The organism is Mesorhizobium sp. Mes31 (assembly GCF_024519675.1).
Taxonomy (GTDB): domain Bacteria; phylum Pseudomonadota; class Alphaproteobacteria; order Rhizobiales; family Rhizobiaceae; genus Mesorhizobium.
On the sequence record NZ_JALJRL010000019.1, the window covers coordinates 60,575 to 84,453 of the forward strand.

A 23,879-nucleotide genomic window follows, 5' to 3' on the forward strand; every position below is an offset into this window, starting at 1 on the left:
GCGGTCGCGGGAGGCGCTTTCGCCTACCGCATAGGGCGGCCCCCGTTTTTTGAAGGCAAGGAACTATCATGGCTAGCAAGGAATCCATCCAGCGCCGCGCGCAGCGCGTCCGCCGTCAGATCAAGAAGGTCGCCGGTGAGCGTCCGCGTCTGTCGGTCCACCGCACATCGAAGAACATCTATGTGCAGGTCATCGACGACGCCAAGGGTCACACCATCGTCGCGGCCTCGACGCTCGAGAAGGACCTCAAGGGTTCGCTCAAGACCGGCGCCGACACCGCCGCCGCTGCTGCGATCGGCAAGCTGATCGCCGAGCGCGCCACCAAGGCTGGCGTCAAGGAAGTCGTCTTCGATCGCGGCGCCTACATCTATCACGGCCGCGTCAAGGCGCTCGCCGAGGCTGCCCGTGAAGGTGGTCTGAGCTTCTAAATTTCGCCCCCGGTGACCCACTGAGGCGCCGGATCTTATCAGCAACCGTGCTTCCGGAAAAAAACAAGGAACAGGATATGGCACAGGAACGTAGGGATGGCGGCCGCGGCCGCGATCGTGAAGAACGTGATGACGGCATGGTGGACAAGCTCGTCCACATCAACCGCGTCGCCAAGGTCGTCAAGGGCGGCCGTCGCTTCGGTTTTGCAGCACTCGTCGTCGTCGGCGACCAGAAGGGCCGTGTCGGTTTTGGTCACGGCAAGGCACGCGAAGTGCCGGAAGCGATCCGCAAGGCTACTGAATCGGCCAAGCGCGACATGATCTTCGTGCCGCTGCGCTCGGGCCGCACGCTGCACCACGACGTCGAGGGACGTTGGGGCGCTGGCCGTGTTCTGCTGCGCGCCGCCAAGCAAGGTACCGGCATCATCGCCGGTGGCCCGATGCGCGCTGTCTTCGAGACGCTCGGCATGCATGACGTGGTCGCCAAGTCGATGGGTTCGTCGAACCCCTACAACATGGTTCGCGCCACGTTCGACGCGCTGAAGAGCCAGATGCATCCCAAGGATGTGGCTGCTGCGCGCGGCATCAAGTATTCGACCCTTCAGGCCCGCCGCGGCACCGCCGTTGCGGCTGAAGAATAGTCGATCTGACCAGGGATTTTGACCATGGCCAAGAAAGCAACCAAGACCATCACCGTTGAGCAGATCGGTTCGCCGATCCGCCGTCCCAAGGAACAGCGCGCAACGCTGGTCGGGCTCGGCCTCAACAAGATGCACAAGCAGCGCACGCTGGAAGATACGCCCTCCGTGCGCGGCATGATCGCCGCCGTCCAGCATCTCGTCCGCGTCGTGGACGAGGGCTGAGCCAAAGCGCAGGAGAACCCAGATGAAACTCAACGATCTGCGTGACAAGGACGGCGCGACGCACTCCAAGAAGCGTCTTGGCCGCGGCATCGGCTCCGGCTCCGGCAAGACCGGTGGTCGCGGCGTCAAGGGCCAGAAGGCGCGCTCCGGCGTCGCCATCAACGGCTTCGAGGGTGGCCAGATGCCGCTCTATCGGCGTCTGCCGAAGCGTGGCTTCAACAACATCTTCGCCAAGAGCTTCACCGTTGTGTCGCTGGCTCGTATCCAGGTCGCCATCGACGCCAAGAAGCTCGATGCCAAGGCGACCGTGACGGCTGAATCGCTCGTTGCTGCCGGCGTCATTCGCCGCGTCAAGGACGGCGTGCGCATCCTCTCCGACGGCGAAATCAAGGCGAAGCTCGCCTTTGACGTTGCCGGCGCCTCTAAGGCCGCGATCGAGAAGATCGAAAAGGCCGGCGGCTCGGTCAAGCTGCCGGAAAAGGCAGCTGCCGAGTAACGGCAATTTGAAGCGCGATCGGCAAGAGTGGGATCCGTTTTTGCTCACGATTGCGCTTTGATCTGCTCAATTAGGCGGCCGCGTCAACGCGGCCGCTTGCATGTTTAGAGCCCGGAGCTTATCTCGTGAGCTTCGGTGAAACGCACCGCCTGACCTTCGGGCCATCAAGCGTTACCAAGCGGAGAATCAGGCATGGCTTCGGCTGCTGAACAACTAGCCTCGAATCTGAATTTCTCGGCCTTCGCCAAGGCGGAGGACCTGAAGAAACGCATCTGGTTCACCATCGGCGCGTTGCTCGTCTATCGGCTCGGCACTTATATTCCGCTTCCCGGCATCAATCCCGACGCCTTCGCGCAGGCTTTCTCCTCGCAGAGCAAGGGTGTGCTCGGCATGTTCAACATGTTCGCCGGCGGTGCCGTGCAGCGCATGGCGATCTTTGCACTGGGCATCATGCCGTACATTTCCGCCTCCATCATCATGCAACTGATGACCTCGGTCATCCCGTCGCTGGAAGCGCTGAAGAAGGAAGGCGAGCAGGGCCGCAAGGTCATCAACCAGTACACGCGCTATGGCACCGTGCTTTTGGCGCTGGTTCAGGCCTATGGCATTTCTGTGGGCCTGGAGAACGGCAACGGCATCGTCAATGATCCCGGCATGTTCTTCCGCCTCTCGACCGTCGTCACGCTGGTCGGTGGCACCATGTTCCTGATGTGGCTCGGCGAGCAGATCACCGCGCGCGGCATCGGTAACGGCATTTCGCTGATCATCTTCTCCGGCATCGTCGCCGGCCTGCCGCGCGCCATTTCCGGCACGCTGGAGCTTGGCCGCACCGGCGCCTTGTCGACGGGCCTCATCCTGGCGATCATCGTCCTGGCCATCGTCGTCATCGCCCTCATTGTGTTCTTCGAACGTGCCCAGCGTCGCTTGCTGATCCAGTATCCGAAGCGTCAGGTCGGCAACCGCATGTTCCAGGGCGACACCTCGCATCTGCCGCTGAAGCTCAACACGTCAGGCGTCATTCCGCCGATCTTCGCTTCCTCGCTGCTGTTGCTGCCGGCCACCGTCGCCGGCTTCTCGCAGACGACCAACATGCCGGCCTGGGCGAGCACCATCCTGGCTTCGCTCGGCCACGGTCAGCCGCTCTACATGGCATTCTATGCGGCGATGATCGTGTTCTTCGCCTTCTTCTATACTGCGATTGTCTTCAACCCGAAGGACACAGCCGACCAGCTCAAGAAGCATTCGGGCTTCATCCCGGGCTATCGTCCGGGCGAGCGCACCGCCGATTACATCGATTACGTTCTCACCCGCATCACCGTCGTCGGCGCCATCTATCTGGTGCTGGTGTGCCTGCTGCCGGAGTTCCTGATCTCGGCGACTGGCGTACCATTCTACCTTGGTGGCACATCGCTTCTGATCGTGGTCAGTGTCACGCTCGATACGGTTGCGCAGATTCAGGGACACCTGATCGCGCACCAGTATGAAGGCCTGATCAAGAAGTCGAAGCTGCGCGGGGGGAAGAAAGCCAGATGAGGTTGATTTTGCTTGGGCCGCCAGGGGCGGGCAAGGGGACACAAGCACAAAGACTGGTAGAGAAACACGGCATACCCCAGCTTTCGACGGGCGACATGCTGCGTGCTGCCGTTCAGGCCGGTACCGAAGTCGGCAAGCGCGCCAAGGCGGTGATGGATGCCGGTGAACTGGTGTCGGATGCCATCGTCAATGCGATCGTCGCCGAGCGTATCGATCAGGCCGATTGCGCGAAGGGGTTCATCCTCGACGGATACCCGCGAACCCTGGTGCAGGCGGACGCGGTGGAAGCAATGCTTTCGGATCGTTCCCAGGGCCTGGATGCCGTCATCGAACTTGTCGTCGACGACAAGGCGCTGGTTGGTCGAATCGTCAAGCGCGCCAATGAGGCACAGGCCGCCGGTCTGCCCGTACGCAAGGACGATAATCCGGCCGTCTTCGAGGAACGCCTGAGAGAGTACTACAAGAAGACGTCGCCGCTGATTGGCTACTATTATGCCAAGGGCAAGCTCAGGAGCGTCGACGGCATGGCCGACATCGATCAGGTGACGGAGCAGATCGAGGCAGTGCTCAAGGCGGCAACGCGGCGAAATTAACGATTGCGCTTGACGGGAGCGGCTCGCTGCGGTATGGCGGCCCGTCTTCCTATCAGGCATGGGCTTTGCTTGTCCGCAAGGGCAAGGCAGCCGCTTTGAACTGGAAACTCCCGCATGGGCCGGCCTCCACCGGACGCGGGGCAACTTAAGATAGCGCCGGTTCGTCCGGCCCACATGGAGAAGAGAAGAACATGGCTCGTATAGCCGGCGTTAACATTCCGACCAACAAGCGCGTCGTCATCGCGCTTCAGTACATCCACGGCATCGGCAAGAAGTTCGCCCAGGAGATCGTCGACAAGGTCGGCATCCCGGCCGAACGTCGCGTCAATCAGCTGACCGACGCCGAAGTGCTGCAGATCCGCGAAACGATCGACCGCGACTATCAGGTCGAGGGCGACCTGCGCCGCGAAGTGTCGATGAACATCAAGCGGCTCATGGACCTCGGCTGCTACCGTGGCCTGCGTCACCGCCGCTCGCTGCCGGTTCGCGGCCAGCGCACGCATACCAATGCGCGCACCCGCAAGGGCCCGGCCAAGTCGATCGCCGGCAAGAAGAAGTAAGTTTCGGACGGCTTGTCCGTCTCGCCCGGCAGCTTCGGCTGCCGGTTGCGTTTTCCCGGCAACTGAAAAACGGGAAGGGTGGAGCCGCTGGCATTACGGCGGTGTAGAGATCAACTGAAAGGACTATCATGGCCAAGGAAGCCGCTCGTGTTCGCCGTCGCGAACGCAAGAATATCTCGTCGGGCGTTGCCCACGTCAATTCGACCTTCAACAACACGATGATCACCATCACCGACGCGCAGGGCAATTCGATTGCCTGGTCGTCGGCCGGTGCCCAGGGCTTCAAGGGTTCGCGCAAGTCGACCCCGTTTGCCGCCCAGATGGCTGCCGAGGACGTTGCCAAGAAGGCCCAGGAACACGGCATGCGCATGCTCGAAGTCGAGGTCTGCGGACCCGGCTCCGGTCGTGAATCGGCGCTGCGCGCCCTGCAGGCGGCCGGCTTCACCATCACCTCGATCCGTGATGTGACGCCGATCCCGCATAATGGTTGCCGCCCGCGCAAGAAGCGCCGCGTCTAAGAAATTACCGAACGCCGCGCGAACGCCAAGAGCGTTCCTCCGCGGTATTCCAGGTCGCCCGCCACGATTGGATGGTGGCGGGTCAACGGAAGGAAAGCATCATGATCCAGAAAAATTGGCAGGAACTGATCAAGCCGAACAAGATCGAGTTCTCGTCGAAGAAGAAGACACTGACCACGCTGGTCGCCGAGCCGCTCGAGCGCGGCTTTGGCCTCACGCTGGGCAACGCGCTGCGTCGCGTGCTTCTGTCTTCGCTGCGCGGTGCGGCTGTCACCGCCGTGCAGATCGACGGTGTCCTGCATGAATTCTCGTCCATCGCCGGTGTGCGCGAGGACGTGACCGACATCGTCTTGAACATCAAGGAAATCGCCATCCGCATGGAAGGCGACGGCCCCAAGCGCATGGTCGTTCGCAAGCAGGGACCGGGTGCGGTTCTCGCCGGCGACATCCAGACGGTTGGCGACGTCGAGATCCTCAATCCCGACCACGTCATCTGCACGCTGGACGAAGGCGCTGAAATCCGCATGGAATTCACCGTCGACACCGGCAAGGGTTACGTGCCGGCAGACCGCAACCGTGCCGAGGACGCGCCGATTGGCCTCATCCCGGTCGACAGCCTCTATTCGCCGGTCAAGAAGGTCTCCTACAAGGTCGAGAACACCCGCGAGGGCCAGGTTCTCGACTATGACAAGCTGACCATGACGATCGAGACCGACGGTTCGATCACCGGCGAGGACGCGGTGGCTTTCGCCGCGCGCATCCTGCAGGATCAGCTCGGCCTGTTCGTCAACTTCGACGAGCCACAGAAGGAAGTCGCGGCGGAAGCCGTCACCGAGCTCGCCTTCAACCCGGCGCTGCTCAAGAAGGTCGACGAACTCGAGCTTTCGGTGCGTTCGGCCAACTGCCTGAAGAACGACAACATCGTCTATATCGGCGACCTGATCCAGAAGACCGAAGCAGAGATGCTGCGCACCCCGAACTTCGGCCGCAAGTCGCTGAACGAGATCAAGGAAGTGCTGGCGGCGATGGGCCTGCATCTCGGCATGGAAGTGCCGGACTGGCCGCCGGAAAACATCGAAGACCTCGCCAAGCGTTACGAAGATCAGTATTGAGGCTGAGGCCTCTCGAACCCGCAATGAAGGAGAAGAGCCATGCGCCACGGATTTAAGGGCCGCCGGTTCGCCCGCAGCATAAGCCACCGCAAGTCGATGTTCGCCAACCTGGCGGTGTCGCTCATCGAGCACGAGCAGATCCTCACTACCCTGCCGAAGGCGAAGGACCTGCGTCCGATCGTCGAGAAGCTGGTGACGCTCGGCAAGCGCGGCGACCTGCACGCCCGCCGTCAGGTGATCGCGCAGATCGGCAATGAAGGCGTCGTCAAGCGCCTGTTCGACACCATCGCCCCGCGTTACGCCACCCGCAACGGCGGCTACCTGCGCATCATGAAGGCTGGTTTCCGCCACGGTGACAATGCAGCGATGGCGGTCATCGAATTCGTCGATCGCGACACCTCGGCCAAGGGCGCCGGCGACCGCGCCCGCATCGAGGCCGAAGGCACCGACGAGGAAGCCGCTGCCGCATAAGGCTCGGCTTTTCCCAAAGAATTCAAAGGGGCCTGCGGGCCCCTTTTGTTTTCTTGAAGCGGCAATTTGCGGCGAACCGGATTTCTTGCCAGGAACCGGGGGTCTTTTGGCTGAAATATTCGGATTTCAGGGGCTTAGCCTTTCATTTTGCACAATCGTCGGGACAATGCGCCCGAACTCGCCTTGGAGGATTCGCGAATGCGCGCCAAAAGACTGTCCCTTGTTCTGCTCTGCGCCATGCTGACTTTCGCAGCCGCGCCGGCAGTCAGGCAGGCTCTTGCCGAGGATGCCCCCAAGGCAGATCCGGGACTTTCCGACGTCCTGACCGACCTGCTGCACGGCGTGGAAGGCGAGAACACCACTTCGGGGCCGGACAAGCGCGTGCCCTTCGGCCGCGAGGAAGTGCAACTGTCGTTCGCGCCGCTGGTCAAGCAGACGGCGCCCGCCGTGGTCAATGTCTATGCCTCGCAGACGGCCAAGGTCACGTCGCCTTTTGAAGGCGATCCGTTCTTCGAGGAGTTTTTCGGCCGCGCGCAGCCGCGGGCGCAGTCTTCGCTGGGCTCGGGCGTGCTTGTCGATCCAAGCGGCGTCATCGTTACCAATTTCCACGTCATCAAGGACGCCGACGAGGTCAAGGTGGCGACCGCCGACGGGCGCGAATTCACCAGCAAGGTGATGCTAAAAGACGAGACGCTCGATCTTGCCGTGCTCAAGATCGAATCCGACAAGCCGTTTCCGGTCATCGCCATTGGCGATTCCGATGCGCTCGAGGTCGGCGACCTGGTGCTGGCCATCGGCAATCCCTTCGGCGTCGGACAGACCACGACGAGCGGCATCGTTTCGGCGCTTGCCCGCAGCCATATCGGTGTTTCGGATTCGGGCTATTTCATCCAGACCGATGCCGCCATCAATCCCGGGAATTCCGGTGGTGCGCTGATCAACATGGGTGGCCAGCTGGTCGGCATCAACACCGCCATCTACAGCCGTAGCGGTGGCTCGATCGGCATCGGCTTTGCCATCCCCGCCAATATGGTGCGGGCTTTTGCCGATGCCGCCAAGGCCGGCCTCGATTTCTTCGAGCGGCCCTATATCGGCGCCGAGTTCGAAGCGGTGACGCCACAGATCGCCGAATCGCTTGCCATGGAGAAGCCGACCGGCGCGCTGGTGTCTTCCGTCGACGCGGCGGGCCCGGCGGGCAAGGCCGGGCTGAAGCCCGGCGATGTCGTGCTGCAGATCAACGGCAAGCCTGTCGAGAGCATCGAGGCACTGGACTATCGCATGGCGACGCTGTCGATCGGTACCAAGGCCAATTTCGCGATCCTGACCAAGGGACAACAAGCAGCGATGGACATCGCGCTCGAGCGTGCGCCGGAGGGTGCAAAAGCCTCGGAAGTGACGCTGCATGGCCGCAGCCCGTTCTCGGGCGCCAAGGTCGCCGAACTGTCGCCGCGGCTTGCCCAGAAGCTTGGACTGCGCACTGACCTCAAGGGCGTGACGGTGATCGACATCAACCGCGATTCGCCGGCCGCCGATTTCGGCTTCCAGCCCGGCGACATCGTGCGCGAGGTGAACGGCACGACCATCGATACCGCGGCAACGCTGGCGCAGGTCGCCCAGCAGGATACGCGCTGGTGGCGCTTTACCGTCGAGCGCGGCGGGCAGATACTGCGTCAGGTGTTGCGTTATTAGAGCTGGGGTCCGTGCAATCGGGCTCATGCTCCAACCAAAAAGAAGTGCATGGCCGATCTGTTCAGCGTCGACGAACCGGAAAAGGCACCGCCCGGGCGGCCGCTGGCCGACAGGCTGCGGCCGAGAAACCTCGGTGAGGTCGTCGGCCAGGAACATCTGACCGGCCCTGACGGCGCGCTGACCCGGCTGATCGGTTCGGGTTCGCTGGGGTCGATGATCTTCTGGGGACCGCCCGGCACCGGCAAGACCACGGTGGCACGGTTGCTTGCCGGTGAAACCAGCCTCGCCTTCGAGCAGATATCGGCGGTGTTCTCGGGCGTCGCCGACCTGAAGAAGGTGTTCGAAGCCGCCAAGCTGCGCCGCGCCAACGGCCGCCAGACCTTGTTGTTCGTCGACGAGATCCATCGCTTCAACCGTGCGCAGCAGGATGGCTTCCTGCCGGTCATGGAAGACGGCACCGTCGTGCTTGTCGGTGCCACCACCGAAAATCCGTCCTTCGAACTCAACGCGGCTCTTTTGTCACGCGCGCGCGTGCTGGTCTTTCACTCGCTTGGCGAGGACAGCATCGCCAAGCTAATGGCGCGGGCGGAGGAAGCCGAGGGCAGGGCGCTGCCGCTCGATGACGAGGCGAAGGCGATGCTCATCCGCATGAGCGATGGCGACGGCCGCGCGTCGCTGACGCTCGCCGAAGAGGTCTGGCGCGCCGCCAAGCCAGGCGAGATATTCAATGCCGAAGGGCTGCAGCGCATCGTCCAGCGCCGCGCGCCGATCTACGACAAGGGCCAGGACGGCCACTACAATCTGATCTCGGCGCTGCACAAATCGGTGCGCGGCTCCGATCCAGACGCCGCGCTCTATTATCTCGCGCGCATGTTCGATGCCGGCGAGGATCCGCTCTATCTCGGCCGCCGGCTGGTGCGCATGGCGATGGAGGACATCGGCCTTGCCGATCCGCAGGCGCTGGTCGTCGCCAACGCCGCCAAGGACGCCTACGACTATCTCGGCTCGCCCGAGGGCGAACTCGCCTTTGCCGAGGCCACCGTCTATCTCGCCACCGCACCCAAATCCAACGCCATCTACACCGCCTTCAAGGCGGCCACGCGCGCCGCCAAGGAATACGGCTCGCTGCTGCCGCCCAAGCACATCCTCAACGCGCCGACCAAGCTGATGAAAGAGGAGGACTACGGCGCCGGCTATCGCTACGACCATGACGAGCCGGATGCCTTTTCGGGCCAGGACTATTTCCCCGAAAAGATGGGCCGCCAGACCTTCTACGATCCCCCTGAACGCGGTTTCGAGCGAGACATCAGGAAGCGGCTCGACTATTGGGCAAAGCTGCGTAAAGAGCGGGAATAGCAGGCTTGCGTGGCCCGGCCGTCGTCACGCTTCAAAACGAGGCTTCGCCTTGGGGCATTTCAAGCTCGGTCGCTCTCCACGCGTTGTTCGCCGCGATACTGGCCTTGATGCCGATACCGAAGCGCACGAATCGACCGGAGGAAGAACGGGTGTCGGTCGAAATTCTGACGCCTCAACAGTTCGAGGCTTCAACCAAACCGCTGCCGGCACCGGCGGCCCCGGTGGCGCCGCAGGCGCGGGCAGCAGAGCCGCCATCGGCTTCGAGCCCGCCTCGACCTCAACCGTCCAGCGCAGCGGCCATGATCCGGCCGACCGAAATGCTGTCGGCTAAGACGCTCGCCGATCCACGCAGCCGCCAGGCGCGCGCGGATCTCGCGACCTTCGCTTCCGACGAGCGCATGGTGCAATTGTGCAATCTTGAGGCCATGGATCAGATTCGCCGATGGCGCGCGGATTTTCAGCCAGAGCAGGTCGTGCCTTATGCAACGGCGGAGGAGAAGATCACCGGCACGACGATCGCCGCCAACGGTGCTGCCTTTCGCAGCCGCAGAAACTGGTACGGGCTGAAGTTCAGATGCCAACTCGCGCATGACGGCGAAAGCGTCGTCGGCTTTGAGTTTCTGGTTGGCGATCCCGTGGCCAGGGAGAAATGGGACGAACTCGGCCTGCCGGCGGTGCATTGACCGATATCGGTTCTTCCGGCTGACGACCCGCAACGCCATGGGCGTTGTGTGGCGGACCAAAAAACCTTATCAAGGCGCGCGGCCGGGGCGGTGGTCGTTGCCATGATTTGGCGCTACTCTTTCGCAACAGGATCGCGCTCTGCGCGTGGAAAAATGACAAAAACCCTTCGCAAAGCCCTTCGCAAATTCGCCATTGCCATTCCGCTTCTGGCCCTCGGCTTCTATTTCATTCCGATCCTGACGACGCTCTTCATTGTCCTCGGCCTCATCGATGTCCTGCGCAACGACCGCAAGGATATGTCGCTGTTCTCAGGCTATTTTCTTGGCAACGGCCTGTTCACCTGGCTGCTTTCGCCGTTCAACCTGTTGGTCGATCTCCTGTGCTACAGGAACCCGGGCGTGTGGAAGCTGGAGCAGTTTCCGGAGGATTATCAGCGCGAGGTCAACGAGGTCCTGGACGTCTTCAAGGTGCGCAAGGACGAGATCATCGCCGACATCGACGCCAATTTTGGCGCCGGCCGGCGCGGCATGTATGTCTATCAGTGGTACGGCAAGCACAAGATCGACAACGTCGCCGAGTTCAACAAGGATTTCAAATACATCAAGACCATCGCCGTTTCCGTCTTCAGCAAGCGTGAATCGACGTCCTGGCACTTTGGCCCGCTGCGGCTCAGCCTGCGCATTCTCTACAATTTGATTCCGGTGAAATCGGAGATCTTCGTCGAGTGTGGCAACGTCAAGAATTACTGGTACGACAATCCGCTGTTCATCTTCGACGACACGCTGCTGCACCGCTCCGTCAACGAATATGACGGGCGGCGCTATTGCGTGTTCATGGACATCATTCGCCCGTCCCCGGTCCCCGGGCTCATTGCGGGCCTTCTTGCCATCGTCTCGGTGAGCGTCGAGCGCATCAATTCGATGTTCTACAAGAACTGGAAGATGATCGGTTCGACCAAGCCGAAGAAGGTCGGAACCCCCTGAACTGAAAGATCATCGATGCTGCCAGCCTTGCCGGCAGAGGTTTCCGCTTTGCGGGAATTGCCGCCAAGCCCGGAACGTTTCCGAGGCTGGTCTTGAACCAACGTCCTATAGCGCGACCGGGCCTTGTTCCTCTACAACTCGACGCAGCGGATGTATCTCAATAGATATAACGCTACTGTGAGTTGGAAGCGACATTCGCCTTGGGAGGATAGGTGAGCGGACAGCAGCCGACCGGCCATCATGCGGATTTCATACAGGCATCCATTGCCAGCCGCGATGCGGCCCGCTCGGCGCTGGTCGCTTCCTGGCGGCGTTCGCTTGCATTGCATGGTCTCGATCCGGCCGAGCGCAAGGCGCCGCGACGCTTGACCGAGGCCGAGCTGAACGAAGCAAGGCAGCGCATGGAACCATTGCGTCGCGCCGCCGATGCGAGCCTGGACCGGCTGTACCTGGCTGTCGGCGGTGTTGGTTGCTGCGTGCTTCTTGCCGATCGCGATGGCATCCCGGTAGAACGCCGTGGCGCCGTCGCCGACGACGACACGTTCGACGAGTGGGGACTGTGGACGGGAACCGTCTGGAGTGAGGACTCCGAGGGTACCAACGGCATCGGCACATGCCTTGCCGATCAGCGCGCGCTGACCATTCACCGAGACCAGCATTTCTTTTCACGCAACACGCTGCTCAGCTGCACCACCGCGCCGATCTATGACCACGAGGGCAATCTGGCGGCCGCGCTCGACGTCTCGTCGTGCAGGTCGGACCTGACCGAAGGCTTTGTCGGCCTGATCGCCATCGCGGTCGGCGATGCCGCGCGCCGCATCGAGGCCGAGAATTTTCGCCTGTCTTTTCCCAATGCCCGCATTCTGCTTGCCTCGGCGGCGGAGCGCGGCGCCGGCGCGCTGATCGCGGTCAATGGCGACGATCTCGTGGTGGGGGCAACGCGCTCTGCGCGGCTGGCCCTCGGTATCACACAACAGGCGCTGGCCAAGGGACTGCCGGCCGCCGACATCCTTGGCGGCTCGGCCAACACTGCCGAAGACCTGGATGAAGCGGAGCGCGGCGTGGTTCAGCGCGCCATCGCGCGCGCCGAAGGCAATGTTTCGGCCGCCGCCAGCAATCTTGGAATTTCGCGGGCTACCTTGCACCGCAAGCTTGCCCGCTTCGGCATCCGCCGTCCACATTGACCTTGAGGCCCGCAACTGTCGCAGTTCTGCGACAGTCGGCGTCGGCGAGTAATGGACCTGGGCTGACAAGTCCTGCTCCATCGGCAACTCTCCCAGCGACACGCCGCATCCCGTGGCGTTGCTTCTTGGGAGGAAGATGATGAACAAGGTAGAATTTTCTCGCACGGCCAAGGTTCCCTTCGCCAAGCGCTACGACAACTTTATCGGCGGCAAATGGGTCGCCCCGCTTTCCGGAAAATACTTTGAAAACATTTCGCCGGTGAACGGCCGGCCGCTGGGCGAGGTTGCCCGGTCCGACGCCAGCGATATCGAGGCGGCACTCGACGCCGCTCACAAAGCCAAGGATGCCTGGGGCAAGACAAGTGCCGCCGCCCGTGCGCTGATCCTCAACCGCATCGCCGACCGCATGGAGGACAATCTCGATCTTCTGGCGCTCGCCGAGACCTGGGACAACGGCAAGCCGATCCGCGAGACGACCGCTGCCGACCTTCCGCTCGCCATCGATCATTTCCGCTATTTTGCCGGGGCCGTGCGTGCCCAGGAGGGCGGCATTTCGGAAATCGACCACGATACCGTCGCCTATCATTTCCATGAGCCGCTCGGCGTTGTCGGCCTGATCATCCCCTGGAATTTCCCGCTGCTGATGGCGGTGTGGAAGCTGGCGCCGGCGCTTGCCGCCGGCAACTGCGTCGTCTTGAAGCCAGCCGAACAGACGCCCGCCACCATCATGTTGTGGGCGGACCTGGTCGGTGACCTCTTGCCGGATGGCGTGCTCAACATCGTCAACGGCTTTGGCCTCGAGGCCGGCAAGCCGCTCGCCTCGTCGAACCGCATTGCCAAGATCGCCTTCACTGGCGAGACGACGACCGGCAGGTTGATCTCGCAATATGCCAGCCAGAATCTCATCCCGGTAACGCTGGAGCTCGGCGGCAAGTCGCCCAACATCTTCTTCCAGGACGTTACCGCCGAGGACGACGACTTCTTCGACAAGGCGATCGAAGGCTTCGTCATGTTCGCCCTCAACCAGGGCGAGGTCTGCACCTGCCCGAGCCGGGCGCTGGTGCATGAGAAGATCTACGACAAGTTCATGGAGCGTGCGCTGAAGCGCGTCGAGGCGATCGTCCAGGGCGATCCGCTTGACCCGGCAACGATGATCGGTGCGCAGGCGTCGAGCGAACAGCTGGAGAAGATCCTGAGCTACTTCGACATCGGCCGTCAGGAAGGTGCCGAAGTGCTGACCGGTGGCGAGCAGAACCACCTGCCGGGCGATCTGGCGGGCGGCTACTACGTCAAGCCGACCGTGTTCAAGGGTCACAACAAGATGCGGGTCTTCCAGGAGGAGATCTTCGGACCGGTGGTCTCGGTGACGACCTTCAAGGACGACGACGAGGCGCTGTCGATCGCCAACGACACGCTCTACGGCCTTGGCGCCGGCATCTGGAGCCGTGACGCGAACCGCTGCTACCGTTTCGGCCGTGCCATCCAGGCCGGCCGCGTCTGGACGAATTGCTACCATGCCTATCCTGCGCATGCGGCGTTTGGCGGCTACAAGCAGTCGGGCATCGGTCGTGAAAACCACAAGATGATGCTCGACCATTATCAGCAGACCAAGAACATGCTGGTCAGCTACAGCCCGAAGAAGCTCGGTTTCTTCTGATCACCTCCCCAGCCAGCGCATGATCCTGTCGCAAGGATCATGCGCGATCTTCACAAGAGGCGCGGCTTTCATCGCCGCGCCTCGGTCCCTTCGTGAAGGAACACGCTTCGTGATGGAAGACTGCATGCTCGACAAGGTTTCCCTTGGAAAAGTCTCGGCCACGCCGGCGGCCCGGGCATTTCTGGCCGAAATCATCGCCGATCACGGCCCGGTGCTGTTCCACCAGTCAGGTGGTTGCTGCGATGGATCCTCGCCGATGTGCTATCCCCGGGGCGATTTCATCGTCGGCGACAAGGACGTCATGCTCGGCGAAATCGGCGAGACGCCAGTCTACATCAGCGCTTCGCAACATGAGGTGTGGAAGCACACCGATCTCATCATCGATGTGGTGCCGGGCAGGGGCGGCATGTTCTCGCTCGACAATGGACGCGAGAGGCGATTCCTGACGCGTTCAACTGTTTGTGCGGTGCCAGCGCCCACACGCGCAGGGGATTGACCGGGCCGCCCCGCGAGGGCAGAAAACCGCATGCTCAATCTCCTTCTCGTTGTTCTGGGCGGCGGCATTGGCGCCGGCATCCGCCACCTGGCCAATATGGGCGCGTTGCGCCTCATCGGTCCGAATTTTCCGTGGGGCACGATGGCCATCAACATCGTCGGCTCTTTCGCCATGGGCCTGTTCATCGCAGCCCTGTCACGTCGCGGCGGGTCGAACGAGCTTCGGCTGTTCGTCGCCACTGGCATCTTTGGCGGCTTCACCACCTTTTCCGCGTTCTCGCTCGATTTCGCGACATTGTGGGAACGGGGTGCGACGTTGCCGGCATTCGGATACGCGCTGGCCAGCGTCATTGGAGCGATCTTCGCCCTGTTTTTTGGTCTTTGGCTCGCAAGAAGCCTGCCTTAATGCTATTGCCGCGCCGAGAGCAGGCCCGGTCCTGCTTGGAAAACGGATAAAGCGAGAACCATGGCAGGTGTTGAACAGATCACGGTGGAGGCCGGCGAGGCGGGCATGCGGCTCGATCGCTGGTTCAAGACCCATTTTCCGGGCCTTGGCTTCGGCCATCTGCAGAAGCTGCTGCGCTCCGGCCAGATCCGCGTCGATGGCGGCCGTGTCAAGGCCGACACCCGTGTCGAGCCCGGCCAGATGGTGCGCGTTCCGCCGCTCGAGGTCGACAAGAAGGGCGAAAGCGCGCTGACCGGTCATTCCATTCGCAACCAGGGCGATGCCGACGTTCTGGCGAAAATGCTCATCCACGAGGATCCGAAGGTTTTCGTCTTCAACAAACCGGCGGGCCTTGCCGTGCAGGGCGGCTCGGGCGTCACCCGCAATGTCGATGACATGTTGGAGGCGTGGCGCAACCAGAAGGGTGAGAAGCCGCGGCTCGTGCACCGGCTCGACCGCGACACATCGGGCGTGCTGGTCGTCGCTCGCACCCGGCTTGCCGCCATGAAGCTGTCCGAGGCGTTTCGCGCTCGCGAGACCAAGAAGACGTATTGGGCGCTGGTGAAGGGCGTACCGCCCAAGCGTGAGGACAAGATCTCGACCTGGCTGATCAAGGAGCCGACGCCTGACGGTGACCGGGTTCGCGTCGCCGCGCATGGCGAAAAGGGCGCCGACCACGCCGTCTCCTACTACCGCATCATCGAGCAGGCGGCGCAGACGATGACCTGGCTCGAAATGGAACCCTATACGGGCCGCACCCACCAGCTCCGTGTCCATGCCGCCTACATTGGTTGTCCGATCATCGGCGATCCGAAGTATTTCGAGGCCGACACCAACTGGGATTTCCCCGGCGGCATTCAAAACCGCCTGCATCTCCACGCGCGCCGCATCATAATTCCGCACCCGGACAAGGGTGTCATCGATGTCACCGCGCCGATGCCGCCGCACATGCGCCAGAGCTGGAACCTGATCGGCTTCGACGACGCCAGCGCGGAGGACTGATCTTGAGCGGCGCCACCGACGCGCTCGACCGGCGCGATACGGTCGATATGGCCGCCGCCACCATCATGGTCGGCCTGACCTTTTCCTGGGGGCTGAACTACGTCGCCGCCAAGATCTCCTACGCCGGCTACGATCCTGTTTTCCTGTCGATTGCCCGGTCGATCATCGGCGGTCTTTGCGTTTTCCTCTGGTGCCGTTGGCGCGGCATAGCGCTGTTCACCCGCGATGGGACGCTGCTTGCCGGCATCGCCGTAGGCGCGCTTTTCGGCATCGAGTTCCTCTGCCTCTATGTTGGCCTGGAGCACACCACCGTCGCCCGCAACACGCTGCTGGTCAACACGATGCCTTTCTGGATGCTGCTCGGCGGCCACTTCCTGCTCGGCGAGCAGATCACCTTGCGCAAGTTCCTCGGTCTGTTGCTTGCCTTTGGCGGCCTTGCCGCGGTCTTCTCCGACAAGCTTGGCGGTGGCGGCGACATGTTGTTCGGCGATCTCTTGAGCCTCGGCTCCGGATTTTTCTGGGCCCTGACCAACATCCTCATCAAACGGTCGAAGCTGGTTGGGGCGAGCGCCGAAAAGCTGCTGCTTTATCAACTCGCCGGCGCGGCAATTGTTGGCGTGCTGGTGCTGCCTCTCGCTGGTCCGCCCGTTAGCGACCCGTCTGTGCTGCCGACATTGGCCCTGCTTTTCCAGGCGGTCTATATCGTCGCCTTCACCTATGTGCTGTGGTTCTGGCTGCTGCGCCGCTATCCGGCCTCGGGCCTGTCCAGTTTCACCGTCCTGTCACCGGTTTTCGGCGTGCTGTGCGGCGCCATCTTCTTGAATGAGCCGCTGACCATTCGCATTTTTCTGGCACTTGGCCTCATTGCCGCCGGACTGATCATCGTCAACCGGCCGGCGCGCAAGCTCGTGCCGATGTGAGAGAGATTTCTTATGCGTGATATCCTCGACGACCTAGAAGCGGGCAAATATCTTTCCGATCCGGACCCGGTGCGCCGCGCCCAGATCCAGATGAAAACACATCTGCCGAAGCGCTTTTACAAGACGGCCACGGTGGCGCCGGTGGAAGACGGCTTTGCCGTGCATCTCGACGGCAAGCCGGTACGCACGCCGGGCAAGGCGCTGCTGGCGCTGCCGACGGAAAGAGCAGCAGCGCTCGTCGCTGCCGAGTTCGCCGCCCAGGGCGAGACCATCAATCCGGTGACGATGCCAGTGATGCGCCTCGTAAACACCGCCATCGACGGCGTCGCCAGCGACCCGCAGGCGGTGCTGGAAGACATTCTGCGCTTCGCTTCCACCGACCTGCTCTGCTATCGCGCCGATGCGCCGCAAGGGCTGATCGAGCGGCAGAACCAGCATTGGGATCCGGTCATCGACTGGGCGAGGGCGACATTAGGAGCTCGTTTCAACCTCGCTCAAGGCATCATCCATGTCGAGCAGCCAAGCGAGACCATTGCAGTGCTTGGTGTCCATCTCAGCCAGCGTGCCGATCCGCTGCGGCTGGCGGCCATTCATGTCATGACGTCGCTGACCGGCTCGGCGCTGCTGGCGCTGGCTGTCGATTTCGGTGAACTCGACACGGAGGCGGCCTGGTCCGCCGGCCATGTCGACGAGGACTGGCAGATCGAGCAGTGGGGCCAGGACGCGGAGGCGGTCGCGCGCCGCTCCGCCCGCAAGCGCGACATGATGGCCGCCGCCGGTCTGCTCGAAGCGCTCAAGGGCTGACGGTTTCACCGCTCGTTCGAGCGCCCATCCCGCACTGCACATTAGACCAAAGTCATAATCCCAAAGGCGCTCTGCCGTTGGGGGGCGCTTTCTGTCATTTTTCCGTGATTGCTGTCCTTGAGTCCGTGTTCGGAGGAGAACGCGGACGATGACGGGCAGCATCGAGGACAAGGGTCTCACGGGAGGACATATCAATGGCAATGGCATCGACCGCCGGCGGAGCAAGCCGCGGCATGACGCGGGAAGAGAAGAAAGTCATCTTCGCTTCCTCGCTCGGCACCGTTTTCGAATGGTACGATTTCTATCTCTATGGCTCGCTTGCCGCCTTCATCGGCGCGACCTTCTTCAGCCAGTATCCGGAAGCAACGCGCAACATCTTTGCCCTGCTGGCCTTCGCCGCGGGCTTCCTTGTGCGTCCGTTCGGCGCGCTGGTGTTCGGTCGCATCGGCGATCTCGTCGGCCGCAAATATACGTTTCTCGTCACCATCCTGATCATGGGCAGTTCGACGTTCCTGGTCGGCCTGCTTCCTGGTTCAGCGAGCTGGGGCATTGCAGCTCCGGTCATCCTGGTCGGGCTACGCATGCTCCAGGGTCTGGCGCTTGGCGGTGAGTATGGCGGTGCGGCTACCTATGTCGCCGAACACGCACCCGACGACCGCCGTGGTTTCTACACCTCGTGGATTCAGACAACGGCAACACTCGGCCTGTTCCTGTCGCTGATCATCATCCTCGGCGTTCAGGCGATGTTGAGCAAGGAAGACTTCGCCGCCTGGGGCTGGCGTATTCCGTTCCTTGTCTCGGTCATCCTGCTCGGTGTTTCTGTCTGGATTCGCCTGACGCTGAGTGAATCGCCGACCTTCCAGCGCATGAAGGACGAGGGCAAAGGCTCCAAGGCTCCGCTTTCGGAGGCCTTCGGACAGTGGAAGAATGCCAAGATCGCCATCCTGGCCCTTTTCGGCCTGACCGCCGGCCAGGCCGTGGTCTGGTACTCCGGCCAGTTCTATGCGTTGTTCTTCCTGCAGAACGTGCTCAAGGTCGACCTGCAGACGGTCAACATCCTGATTGCCATCGCCTTGGCGATCGGCTCCATCTTCTTCGTCGTGTTCGGCTGGCTTTCCGACAAGATCGGCCGCAAGCCGATCATCATGGCGGGGCTGGCTCTGGCGATCTTCACCTACTTCCCGCTGTTCAAGGCATTGACCTGGGCGGCCAATCCGGCCTTGGCCGCCGCGCAGCAGAATACGCGTGCGACGGTTACCGTGGCGCCCGGCGACTGCAAATTCCAGTTCAACCCGGTCGGCACGGCGAAGTTCACCACGTCCTGCGACATTGCCACGTCGTTCCTTGCCAAGAGTTCTGTGCCGTATGACATCGTCACCACGGCGGCGCCCGGGACCCCGGCAACGGTGAAGGTCGGCAGTGAGACGGTCGAATCCTACGACGCCATCGCCGCCGGCGATCAGGCCAAGGCCAAGGATGCTGCCTTCACCAAGGCAGTCAGCATGGCACTCAAGGATGGTGGCTATCCGCTGAAGCGTGCCGCGTCCAAGGTGGCCGACCAGAAGCTCGACGCCTTCGTCGCGGCCAATCCCGAACTGAAGCTCGATCCAGCGGCCATCCGCGCCGGTGAGAAGGCGACGGTTCCGCCCGAGCAGGCAGTCAAGGACAAGGTGCTGACGTCCGAGGAAGCCGCCGGCGCCAAGGATGTGACCATCTACAGCATACCCGCGTCGGGCACTTTCTCGATGTTCGCGGATCCGGCGCAGGTCAACTGGACAAAGATCGTCGCGATCCTGTTCATCCTGATCCTCTACGTGACCATGGTTTACGGGCCGATCGCGGCGATCCTGGTCGAGATGTTCCCGACCCGCATCCGCTACACCGGCATGTCGCTGCCTTACCACATCGGCAATGGCTGGTTCGGCGGTCTGCTTCCGGCGACGGTCTTCGCCTTGAGCGCCGCCAAGGGCGATATCTACTTTGGTCTGTGGTATCCGATCGCGGTTGCGGCGATGTCGCTGATCATCGGCGTCATCTTCGTCAGGGATACTCTCGGAACCGACCTGCATACCAAGCAATAGCAGACGGCTCGGTAGGCTAAAGAAAACCCGGCGCGAGCGATCGCGCCGGGTTTTTCAATGCGTGGTAGAAATCCGAGCGGAGCAGGGACTAGCTCTGCCGGTCCTGCTTCGCATCCTCGATAGCTGCCTCATGATACCAGCCGTCGCCGAAATCCGTCCGAATACCGCGCAGCGAGGCAAGCTCTGCCGCAAACTTAGCCTTTCCGCTCAAATTTGAGGCAGAGGCGCGCGCTGCCGCCGGGAACATCAGAATTTTGGCCGACGGACGCGTGGAAATGATTTCCATTGTCGGAGTCCTTTCTTCTGCCGAACCTTGTCGATTCAACTTGTTCTGAAGATAAGGTCTGCGATCAAGTTAGGCAACATGCCTACGAAAAGATCAGTAGTTGCCTAAGATTTGGGCGAATTATGATCGTGGTTGATCCGGACGCATTGCTTAGGCGGCTTGCCAACTTCACCCGAATACGGCGTCAATTTTGCCGCACCTTCCGGAGCGAGAGTGGCACACGAATTGCATTTTAGTGATCCGGCAGGTCGGCTGCTGGGTGGTTCCCACATATCGGCGCCGCCCAGGGTTCGGTGATCAAGCAACGAGAGGCTAGAATGACGAAATATAAGCTCGAGTACATTTGGCTCGATGGTTACACCCCGGTCCCCAACCTTCGCGGAAAGACGCAGATCAAGGAGTTCGCCGAATTCCCGACGCTCGAGCAGCTTCCGCTGTGGGGCTTTGACGGTTCCTCGACGCAGCAGGCCGAAGGCCACAGCTCCGATTGCGTGTTGAAGCCGGTCGCTGTTTATCCGGATCCTGCGCGCACAAACGGCGTGCTCGTCATGTGCGAAGTGATGATGCCCGACGGCGTCACGCCGCATGCCTCCAACAAGCGCGCCACCATCCTCGATGACGAGGGCGCATGGTTCGGCTTCGAGCAGGAATACTTCTTCTACAAGGATGGCCGCCCGCTCGGCTTCCCCGAAAGCGGCTACCCCGCACCGCAGGGCCCGTACTACACCGGCGTCGGCTATTCGAATGTCGGTTCTGTCGCCCGTCAGATCGTCGAGGAGCATCTCGATCTCTGCCTTGCCGCAGGCATCAACCACGAAGGCATCAACGCCGAAGTGGCCAAGGGCCAGTGGGAATTCCAGATTTTCGGCAAGGGCTCCAAGAAGGCGGCCGACCAGATGTGGATGGCCCGCTACCTGATGCAGCGCCTGACCGAGAAATACGGCATCGATATCGAATACCACTGCAAGCCGCTCGGTGACACCGACTGGAACGGATCTGGCATGCACGCCAACTTCTCGACCGCCTATATGCGCGAAGTGGGTGGCAAGGCGTATTTCGAGGCGCTGATGGCGGCCTTCGACAAGAACCTGATGGATCACATCGCAGTCTACGGACCGGACAACGACAAGCGTTTGACCGGCAAGCATGAGACCGCACCGTGGAACAGGTTCAGCTATGGCATCGCCGATCGCGGTGCTTCGATCCGCGTGCCGCATTCCTTCATCAAAAACGACTACAAGGGCTATCTGGAGGACCGTCGTCCGAACTCGCAGGGCGACCCCTACCAGATCGCCTCGCAGATCCTGAAGACGATTGCTTCGGTGGCGGGAAGCGCCGAGGTCTCGGCCGCCGCCTAAGCGTCGCGTCGGTAGAAACAGAAAGCCCCGGCGTTCGCTCGCCGGGGCTTTTTTGTTTGGCCGGGCTGGATGCCGGCGTGCGGCTACCGTCGCGGCAGATCATGTCACGGTTGGCAACCAACGCATTCAGTGCGGCCTCCTCGGTCGCCTGCACCTCGGCGGCGTTGAAGGTGTCCATACGCTCCAGGGAATGAAGTCGATATGGCCGTAGCCTGCAGGAACCTCGGCTTGTTGTGCCGGGGTTCTTTTCTGCCGGTGCGCGACAGATCGGATCTCCGGCAAAAAAGGACCCAGAAAAAGTCAGACAATTCAGGCGGTCGCAAATCCCGCCAAAGCCCCGGCTGCGGCCATGCCCGTTCCAGCGGCAACTTGTCAGAAAGCCCGGAAAACCGCCTTTCCAGGCATTGTGAGTGGCTGTGACCCTTCCCATAAGCGCCTGTTCGGGCTGTTAAATCGGCTATCGGCAGCATGGTTGGCGGCGTTGACAGATCGCAGTGCAGCATGCGTATTCGGAGGCCTTGGGGTTACGTCACGCGGTGCTGTTCGGACGGGCGGGGTTTTCTTGAACGGCGGCATTGGCGGGGGGGCCGGACGAGCGGTCACTGTAGCCTGAGACAGTGCGCCGCTCGCTCCTGGCTTCATTTCCGTAGTCGAACACCATCCCTCATCATCGATCGAACCTGCTGGGCCAAGCTCGTGTCTTTGGACTGAGGGGCATTGTCTGCCAATGGACCACAGGCCCATCAGCCCAGGCATGCGTGCGATCGTCGAAAGCCCAAAAAGCAGATGCGACGCTCACGTCCGACGGTCGCGCGACCGGAGGGCGCCCGCGGTAACGCGTGGCCTGCCGGATGTCAGCAAAAAGCCCTTGAAGGAGGAAACTCCTTCAAGGGCTTTGAGTGTTAAATCGGGATATTAGACCGAGTAGTACATGTCGTACTCGACCGGATGCGGGGTCATTTCGAAGCGCATCACTTCGGCCATCTTCAGCTCGATGTAGCTGTCGATCTGGTCGTCGTCGAAGACGCCACCGGCTTTCAGGAAGCCACGATCCTTGTCGAGGCTCTGCAGCGCTTCGCGCAGCGAACCGCAGACAGTCGGGATCTTTTTCAGTTCCTTCGGCGGCAGGTCGTAGAGATCCTTGTCCATCGGCTGACCCGGATGGATCTTGTTCTTGATGCCGTCGAGGCCGGCCATCAGCATGGCGGCGAAAGCGAGGTAGGGGTTCGCGCCCGGATCGGGGAAGCGGACTTCGACGCGCTTGGCCTTCGGCGACGAGCCGAACGGGATGCGGCAGGAGGCCGAGCGGTTGCGCGCCGAATAGGCGAGCAGCACTGGCGCTTCGTAGCCCGGCACCAGACGCTTGTAGGAGTTGGTCAGCGGGTTGGTGAAGGCGTTGATCGCCTTGGCATGCTTGATGATGCCGCCGATGTAGAACAGGCAGCTTTCCGAAAGGCCGGCATATTCATTGCCGGCGAAGGTGGGCTTGCCATTCTTCCAGATCGATTGGTGGACGTGCATGCCCGAACCATTGTCGCCGAAGATCGGCTTCGGCATGAAGGTGGCCGTCTTGCCATAGGCGTTGGCAACCTGGTGCACGACATATTTGTAGATCAGCATCTTGTCGGCGTTGCGGACCAGCGTGTCGAACTTGATACCGAGTTCGTGCTGCGCGGCGGCCACTTCGTGGTGATGCTTTTCGACGCGCACGCCCATTTCGGCGAGCACGGTCAGCATCTCGGAGCGCATGTCCTGCGCGGAATCGATCGGCGGCACTGGAAAATAACCGCCCTTGATGCGCGGACGGTGGCCGAGATTGCCGGTTTCATAGTCGGTGTCGTCGTTCGACGGCAGTTCGGTCGAGTCGAGCTTGAAGCCCGTGTTGTAGGGATCGGCCTTGTACTTCACATCGTCGAACACGAAGAATTCGGCTTCCGGGCCGACGAAGATCTGGTCGCCGATGCCTTCCGACTTCATATAGGCTTCGGCCTTCTTGGCCGTGCCGCGCGGATCGCGGTTGTAGGATTCGCCCGAAACCGGATCGAGGATGTCGCACAGGATGACCATGGTCGACTGCGCGAAGAACGGGTCCATGTGGACCGTTTCCGGGTCGGGCATCAGAACCATGTCGGACTCGTTGATGGCCTTCCAGCCGGCAATCGAAGAGCCGTCGAACATCACGCCGTCGGCGAACATGTCTTCCTCGACCTCGATGACATCCATCGTCACGTGCTGCAGCTTGCCCTTCGGATCGGTGAAGCGCAGGTCGACGAATTTCACGTCGTTGTCCTTGATCTGCTTCATGATGTCTTTGGCTGTCGTCATGTCATTTATCCCTGTGTGATGACGTTTTTTGATGAT

The 23,879-nt window shown here is 61.8% G+C and carries 25 protein-coding genes; 23 read left to right on the plus strand and 2 right to left on the minus strand.

Features of this window, described 5'->3' with window-relative positions; genetic code table 11:
• Positions 1 to 68 precede the first annotated feature (68 nt).
• From rplR to NR193_RS26440, 22 genes are all read left to right on the plus strand, one after another.
• Positions 69 to 428, plus strand: a complete 360-nt coding sequence (rplR, locus tag NR193_RS26335; RefSeq protein WP_256753636.1) for a 50S ribosomal protein L18 — start codon at positions 69 to 71, stop codon at positions 426 to 428.
• Between the two features lie 77 nt (positions 429 to 505).
• Positions 506 to 1,069, plus strand: coding sequence for a 30S ribosomal protein S5 (gene rpsE, locus NR193_RS26340; RefSeq protein ID WP_006333394.1), 564 nt, complete (start codon positions 506 to 508; stop codon positions 1,067 to 1,069).
• 24 nt (positions 1,070 to 1,093) lie between these two features.
• On the plus strand, positions 1,094 to 1,291 hold the full coding sequence (gene rpmD / locus NR193_RS26345; RefSeq protein WP_006205449.1) for a 50S ribosomal protein L30: 198 nt from the start codon (positions 1,094 to 1,096) through the stop codon (positions 1,289 to 1,291).
• Positions 1,292 to 1,313: 22 nt separating this feature from the next.
• Positions 1,314 to 1,787 carry a 50S ribosomal protein L15 gene (gene rplO, locus NR193_RS26350; protein WP_027028844.1) on the plus strand — a complete coding sequence of 158 codons (474 nt, stop codon included), beginning with the start codon at positions 1,314 to 1,316 and terminating at the stop codon, positions 1,785 to 1,787.
• A 192-nt stretch (positions 1,788 to 1,979) separates the two neighbouring features.
• Positions 1,980 to 3,320 carry a preprotein translocase subunit SecY gene (gene secY, locus NR193_RS26355; protein WP_091584616.1) on the plus strand — a complete coding sequence of 447 codons (1,341 nt, stop codon included), beginning with the start codon at positions 1,980 to 1,982 and terminating at the stop codon, positions 3,318 to 3,320.
• Positions 3,317 to 3,913, plus strand: coding sequence for an adenylate kinase (locus NR193_RS26360; RefSeq protein WP_256753637.1), 597 nt, complete (start codon positions 3,317 to 3,319; stop codon positions 3,911 to 3,913). Before secY ends, NR193_RS26360 begins: the two co-directional genes overlap by 4 nt.
• 191 nt (positions 3,914 to 4,104) lie before the next feature.
• Positions 4,105 to 4,473 (plus strand): 30S ribosomal protein S13, encoded by a 369-nt coding sequence (gene rpsM / locus NR193_RS26365; protein WP_006205445.1) that lies wholly within the window; start codon positions 4,105 to 4,107, stop codon positions 4,471 to 4,473.
• 128 nt (positions 4,474 to 4,601) lie between these two features.
• Positions 4,602 to 4,991, plus strand: coding sequence for a 30S ribosomal protein S11 (gene rpsK, locus NR193_RS26370; protein WP_006205444.1), 390 nt, complete (start codon positions 4,602 to 4,604; stop codon positions 4,989 to 4,991).
• Between the two features lie 101 nt (positions 4,992 to 5,092).
• Entirely contained in the window at positions 5,093 to 6,103 is a 1,011-nt protein-coding gene (locus tag NR193_RS26375; protein WP_013531438.1) for a DNA-directed RNA polymerase subunit alpha, read from the plus strand.
• A gap of 39 nt (positions 6,104 to 6,142) precedes the next feature.
• Positions 6,143 to 6,574, plus strand: a complete 432-nt coding sequence (gene rplQ, locus NR193_RS26380) for a 50S ribosomal protein L17 (RefSeq protein WP_023799277.1) — start codon at positions 6,143 to 6,145, stop codon at positions 6,572 to 6,574.
• Positions 6,575 to 6,772: 198 nt separating this feature from the next.
• Positions 6,773 to 8,263: a DegQ family serine endoprotease gene (locus NR193_RS26385; RefSeq protein WP_256753638.1), complete on the plus strand. Its 1,491-nt coding sequence runs from the start codon at positions 6,773 to 6,775 to the stop codon at positions 8,261 to 8,263.
• 48 nt (positions 8,264 to 8,311) lie between these two features.
• Positions 8,312 to 9,619 carry a replication-associated recombination protein A gene (locus NR193_RS26390; protein WP_256753639.1) on the plus strand — a complete coding sequence of 436 codons (1,308 nt, stop codon included), beginning with the start codon at positions 8,312 to 8,314 and terminating at the stop codon, positions 9,617 to 9,619.
• A gap of 149 nt (positions 9,620 to 9,768) precedes the next feature.
• Positions 9,769 to 10,302 (plus strand): DUF930 domain-containing protein, encoded by a 534-nt coding sequence (locus tag NR193_RS26395; protein ID WP_256753640.1) that lies wholly within the window; start codon positions 9,769 to 9,771, stop codon positions 10,300 to 10,302.
• A gap of 153 nt (positions 10,303 to 10,455) precedes the next feature.
• Entirely contained in the window at positions 10,456 to 11,286 is an 831-nt protein-coding gene (locus NR193_RS26400) for an aspartyl/asparaginyl beta-hydroxylase domain-containing protein (RefSeq protein ID WP_256753641.1), read from the plus strand.
• Positions 11,287 to 11,498: 212 nt separating this feature from the next.
• Positions 11,499 to 12,470: a helix-turn-helix domain-containing protein gene (locus NR193_RS26405; protein WP_256753642.1), complete on the plus strand. Its 972-nt coding sequence runs from the start codon at positions 11,499 to 11,501 to the stop codon at positions 12,468 to 12,470.
• A gap of 139 nt (positions 12,471 to 12,609) precedes the next feature.
• Complete coding sequence (adh, locus tag NR193_RS26410) at positions 12,610 to 14,127, plus strand: aldehyde dehydrogenase (RefSeq protein WP_256753643.1); 1,518 nt, start codon at positions 12,610 to 12,612, stop codon at positions 14,125 to 14,127.
• A 124-nt stretch (positions 14,128 to 14,251) separates the two neighbouring features.
• Positions 14,252 to 14,623, plus strand: a complete 372-nt coding sequence (locus NR193_RS26415; RefSeq protein ID WP_256753644.1) for a DUF779 domain-containing protein — start codon at positions 14,252 to 14,254, stop codon at positions 14,621 to 14,623.
• A gap of 30 nt (positions 14,624 to 14,653) precedes the next feature.
• The gene (gene crcB / locus NR193_RS26420; RefSeq protein ID WP_256753645.1) at positions 14,654 to 15,028 is read left to right on the plus strand and encodes a fluoride efflux transporter CrcB; all 375 of its coding nucleotides are present in this window, start codon (positions 14,654 to 14,656) and stop codon (positions 15,026 to 15,028) included.
• Positions 15,029 to 15,088: 60 nt separating this feature from the next.
• Entirely contained in the window at positions 15,089 to 16,069 is a 981-nt protein-coding gene (locus NR193_RS26425) for an RluA family pseudouridine synthase (protein WP_256753646.1), read from the plus strand.
• Between the two features lie 47 nt (positions 16,070 to 16,116).
• Complete coding sequence (locus tag NR193_RS26430) at positions 16,117 to 16,989, plus strand: DMT family transporter (RefSeq protein ID WP_256753692.1); 873 nt, start codon at positions 16,117 to 16,119, stop codon at positions 16,987 to 16,989.
• Between the two features lie 12 nt (positions 16,990 to 17,001).
• Positions 17,002 to 17,793: an ATP12 family chaperone protein gene (locus tag NR193_RS26435; protein ID WP_256753647.1), complete on the plus strand. Its 792-nt coding sequence runs from the start codon at positions 17,002 to 17,004 to the stop codon at positions 17,791 to 17,793.
• Positions 17,794 to 17,987: 194 nt separating this feature from the next.
• On the plus strand, positions 17,988 to 19,874 hold the full coding sequence (locus NR193_RS26440) for an MFS transporter (protein WP_256753648.1): 1,887 nt from the start codon (positions 17,988 to 17,990) through the stop codon (positions 19,872 to 19,874).
• An 88-nt stretch (positions 19,875 to 19,962) separates the two neighbouring features.
• Here NR193_RS26440 and NR193_RS26445 read toward each other — a convergent pair whose 3' ends face one another.
• A complete protein-coding gene (locus tag NR193_RS26445; protein ID WP_256753649.1) occupies positions 19,963 to 20,160 on the minus strand; it encodes a DUF2735 domain-containing protein in 198 nt (65 codons plus the stop codon).
• A gap of 317 nt (positions 20,161 to 20,477) precedes the next feature.
• On the opposite strand from NR193_RS26445, the gene NR193_RS26450 reads away from it, so the two are divergent.
• Positions 20,478 to 21,518, plus strand: a complete 1,041-nt coding sequence (locus tag NR193_RS26450; RefSeq protein WP_256753650.1) for a glutamine synthetase beta-grasp domain-containing protein — start codon at positions 20,478 to 20,480, stop codon at positions 21,516 to 21,518.
• A 915-nt stretch (positions 21,519 to 22,433) separates the two neighbouring features.
• On the opposite strand, the gene glnA is transcribed toward NR193_RS26450, so the two are convergent.
• Positions 22,434 to 23,843, minus strand: coding sequence for a type I glutamate--ammonia ligase (gene glnA / locus NR193_RS26455; RefSeq protein ID WP_256753651.1), 1,410 nt, complete (start codon positions 23,841 to 23,843; stop codon positions 22,434 to 22,436).
• Positions 23,844 to 23,879: the final 36 nt, after the last annotated feature.

Bases quoted from the DNA above. Each gene is read 5' to 3' on its own strand.
- rplR (WP_256753636.1), top strand. From the start codon at position 69: ATGGCTAGCAAGGAATCCATCCAGCGCCGCGCGCAGCGCGTCCGCCGT.
- rpsE (WP_006333394.1), top strand. From the start codon at position 506: ATGGCACAGGAACGTAGGGATGGCGGCCGCGGCCGCGATCGTGAAGAA.
- rpmD (WP_006205449.1), top strand. From the start codon at position 1,094: ATGGCCAAGAAAGCAACCAAGACCATCACCGTTGAGCAGATCGGTTCG.
- rplO (WP_027028844.1), top strand. From the start codon at position 1,314: ATGAAACTCAACGATCTGCGTGACAAGGACGGCGCGACGCACTCCAAG.
- secY (WP_091584616.1), top strand. From the start codon at position 1,980: ATGGCTTCGGCTGCTGAACAACTAGCCTCGAATCTGAATTTCTCGGCC.
- NR193_RS26360 (WP_256753637.1), top strand. From the start codon at position 3,317: ATGAGGTTGATTTTGCTTGGGCCGCCAGGGGCGGGCAAGGGGACACAA.
- rpsM (WP_006205445.1), top strand. From the start codon at position 4,105: ATGGCTCGTATAGCCGGCGTTAACATTCCGACCAACAAGCGCGTCGTC.
- rpsK (WP_006205444.1), top strand. From the start codon at position 4,602: ATGGCCAAGGAAGCCGCTCGTGTTCGCCGTCGCGAACGCAAGAATATC.
- NR193_RS26375 (WP_013531438.1), top strand. From the start codon at position 5,093: ATGATCCAGAAAAATTGGCAGGAACTGATCAAGCCGAACAAGATCGAG.
- rplQ (WP_023799277.1), top strand. From the start codon at position 6,143: ATGCGCCACGGATTTAAGGGCCGCCGGTTCGCCCGCAGCATAAGCCAC.
- NR193_RS26385 (WP_256753638.1), top strand. From the start codon at position 6,773: ATGCGCGCCAAAAGACTGTCCCTTGTTCTGCTCTGCGCCATGCTGACT.
- NR193_RS26390 (WP_256753639.1), top strand. From the start codon at position 8,312: ATGGCCGATCTGTTCAGCGTCGACGAACCGGAAAAGGCACCGCCCGGG.
- NR193_RS26400 (WP_256753641.1), top strand. From the start codon at position 10,456: ATGACAAAAACCCTTCGCAAAGCCCTTCGCAAATTCGCCATTGCCATT.
- adh (WP_256753643.1), top strand. From the start codon at position 12,610: ATGAACAAGGTAGAATTTTCTCGCACGGCCAAGGTTCCCTTCGCCAAG.
- NR193_RS26415 (WP_256753644.1), top strand. From the start codon at position 14,252: ATGCTCGACAAGGTTTCCCTTGGAAAAGTCTCGGCCACGCCGGCGGCC.
- crcB (WP_256753645.1), top strand. From the start codon at position 14,654: ATGCTCAATCTCCTTCTCGTTGTTCTGGGCGGCGGCATTGGCGCCGGC.
- NR193_RS26425 (WP_256753646.1), top strand. From the start codon at position 15,089: ATGGCAGGTGTTGAACAGATCACGGTGGAGGCCGGCGAGGCGGGCATG.
- NR193_RS26430 (WP_256753692.1), top strand. From the start codon at position 16,117: ATGGCCGCCGCCACCATCATGGTCGGCCTGACCTTTTCCTGGGGGCTG.
- NR193_RS26435 (WP_256753647.1), top strand. From the start codon at position 17,002: ATGCGTGATATCCTCGACGACCTAGAAGCGGGCAAATATCTTTCCGAT.
- NR193_RS26440 (WP_256753648.1), top strand. From the start codon at position 17,988: ATGGCAATGGCATCGACCGCCGGCGGAGCAAGCCGCGGCATGACGCGG.
- NR193_RS26445 (WP_256753649.1), bottom strand. From the start codon at position 20,160: ATGGAAATCATTTCCACGCGTCCGTCGGCCAAAATTCTGATGTTCCCG.
- NR193_RS26450 (WP_256753650.1), top strand. From the start codon at position 20,478: ATGACGAAATATAAGCTCGAGTACATTTGGCTCGATGGTTACACCCCG.
- glnA (WP_256753651.1), bottom strand. From the start codon at position 23,843: ATGACGACAGCCAAAGACATCATGAAGCAGATCAAGGACAACGACGTG.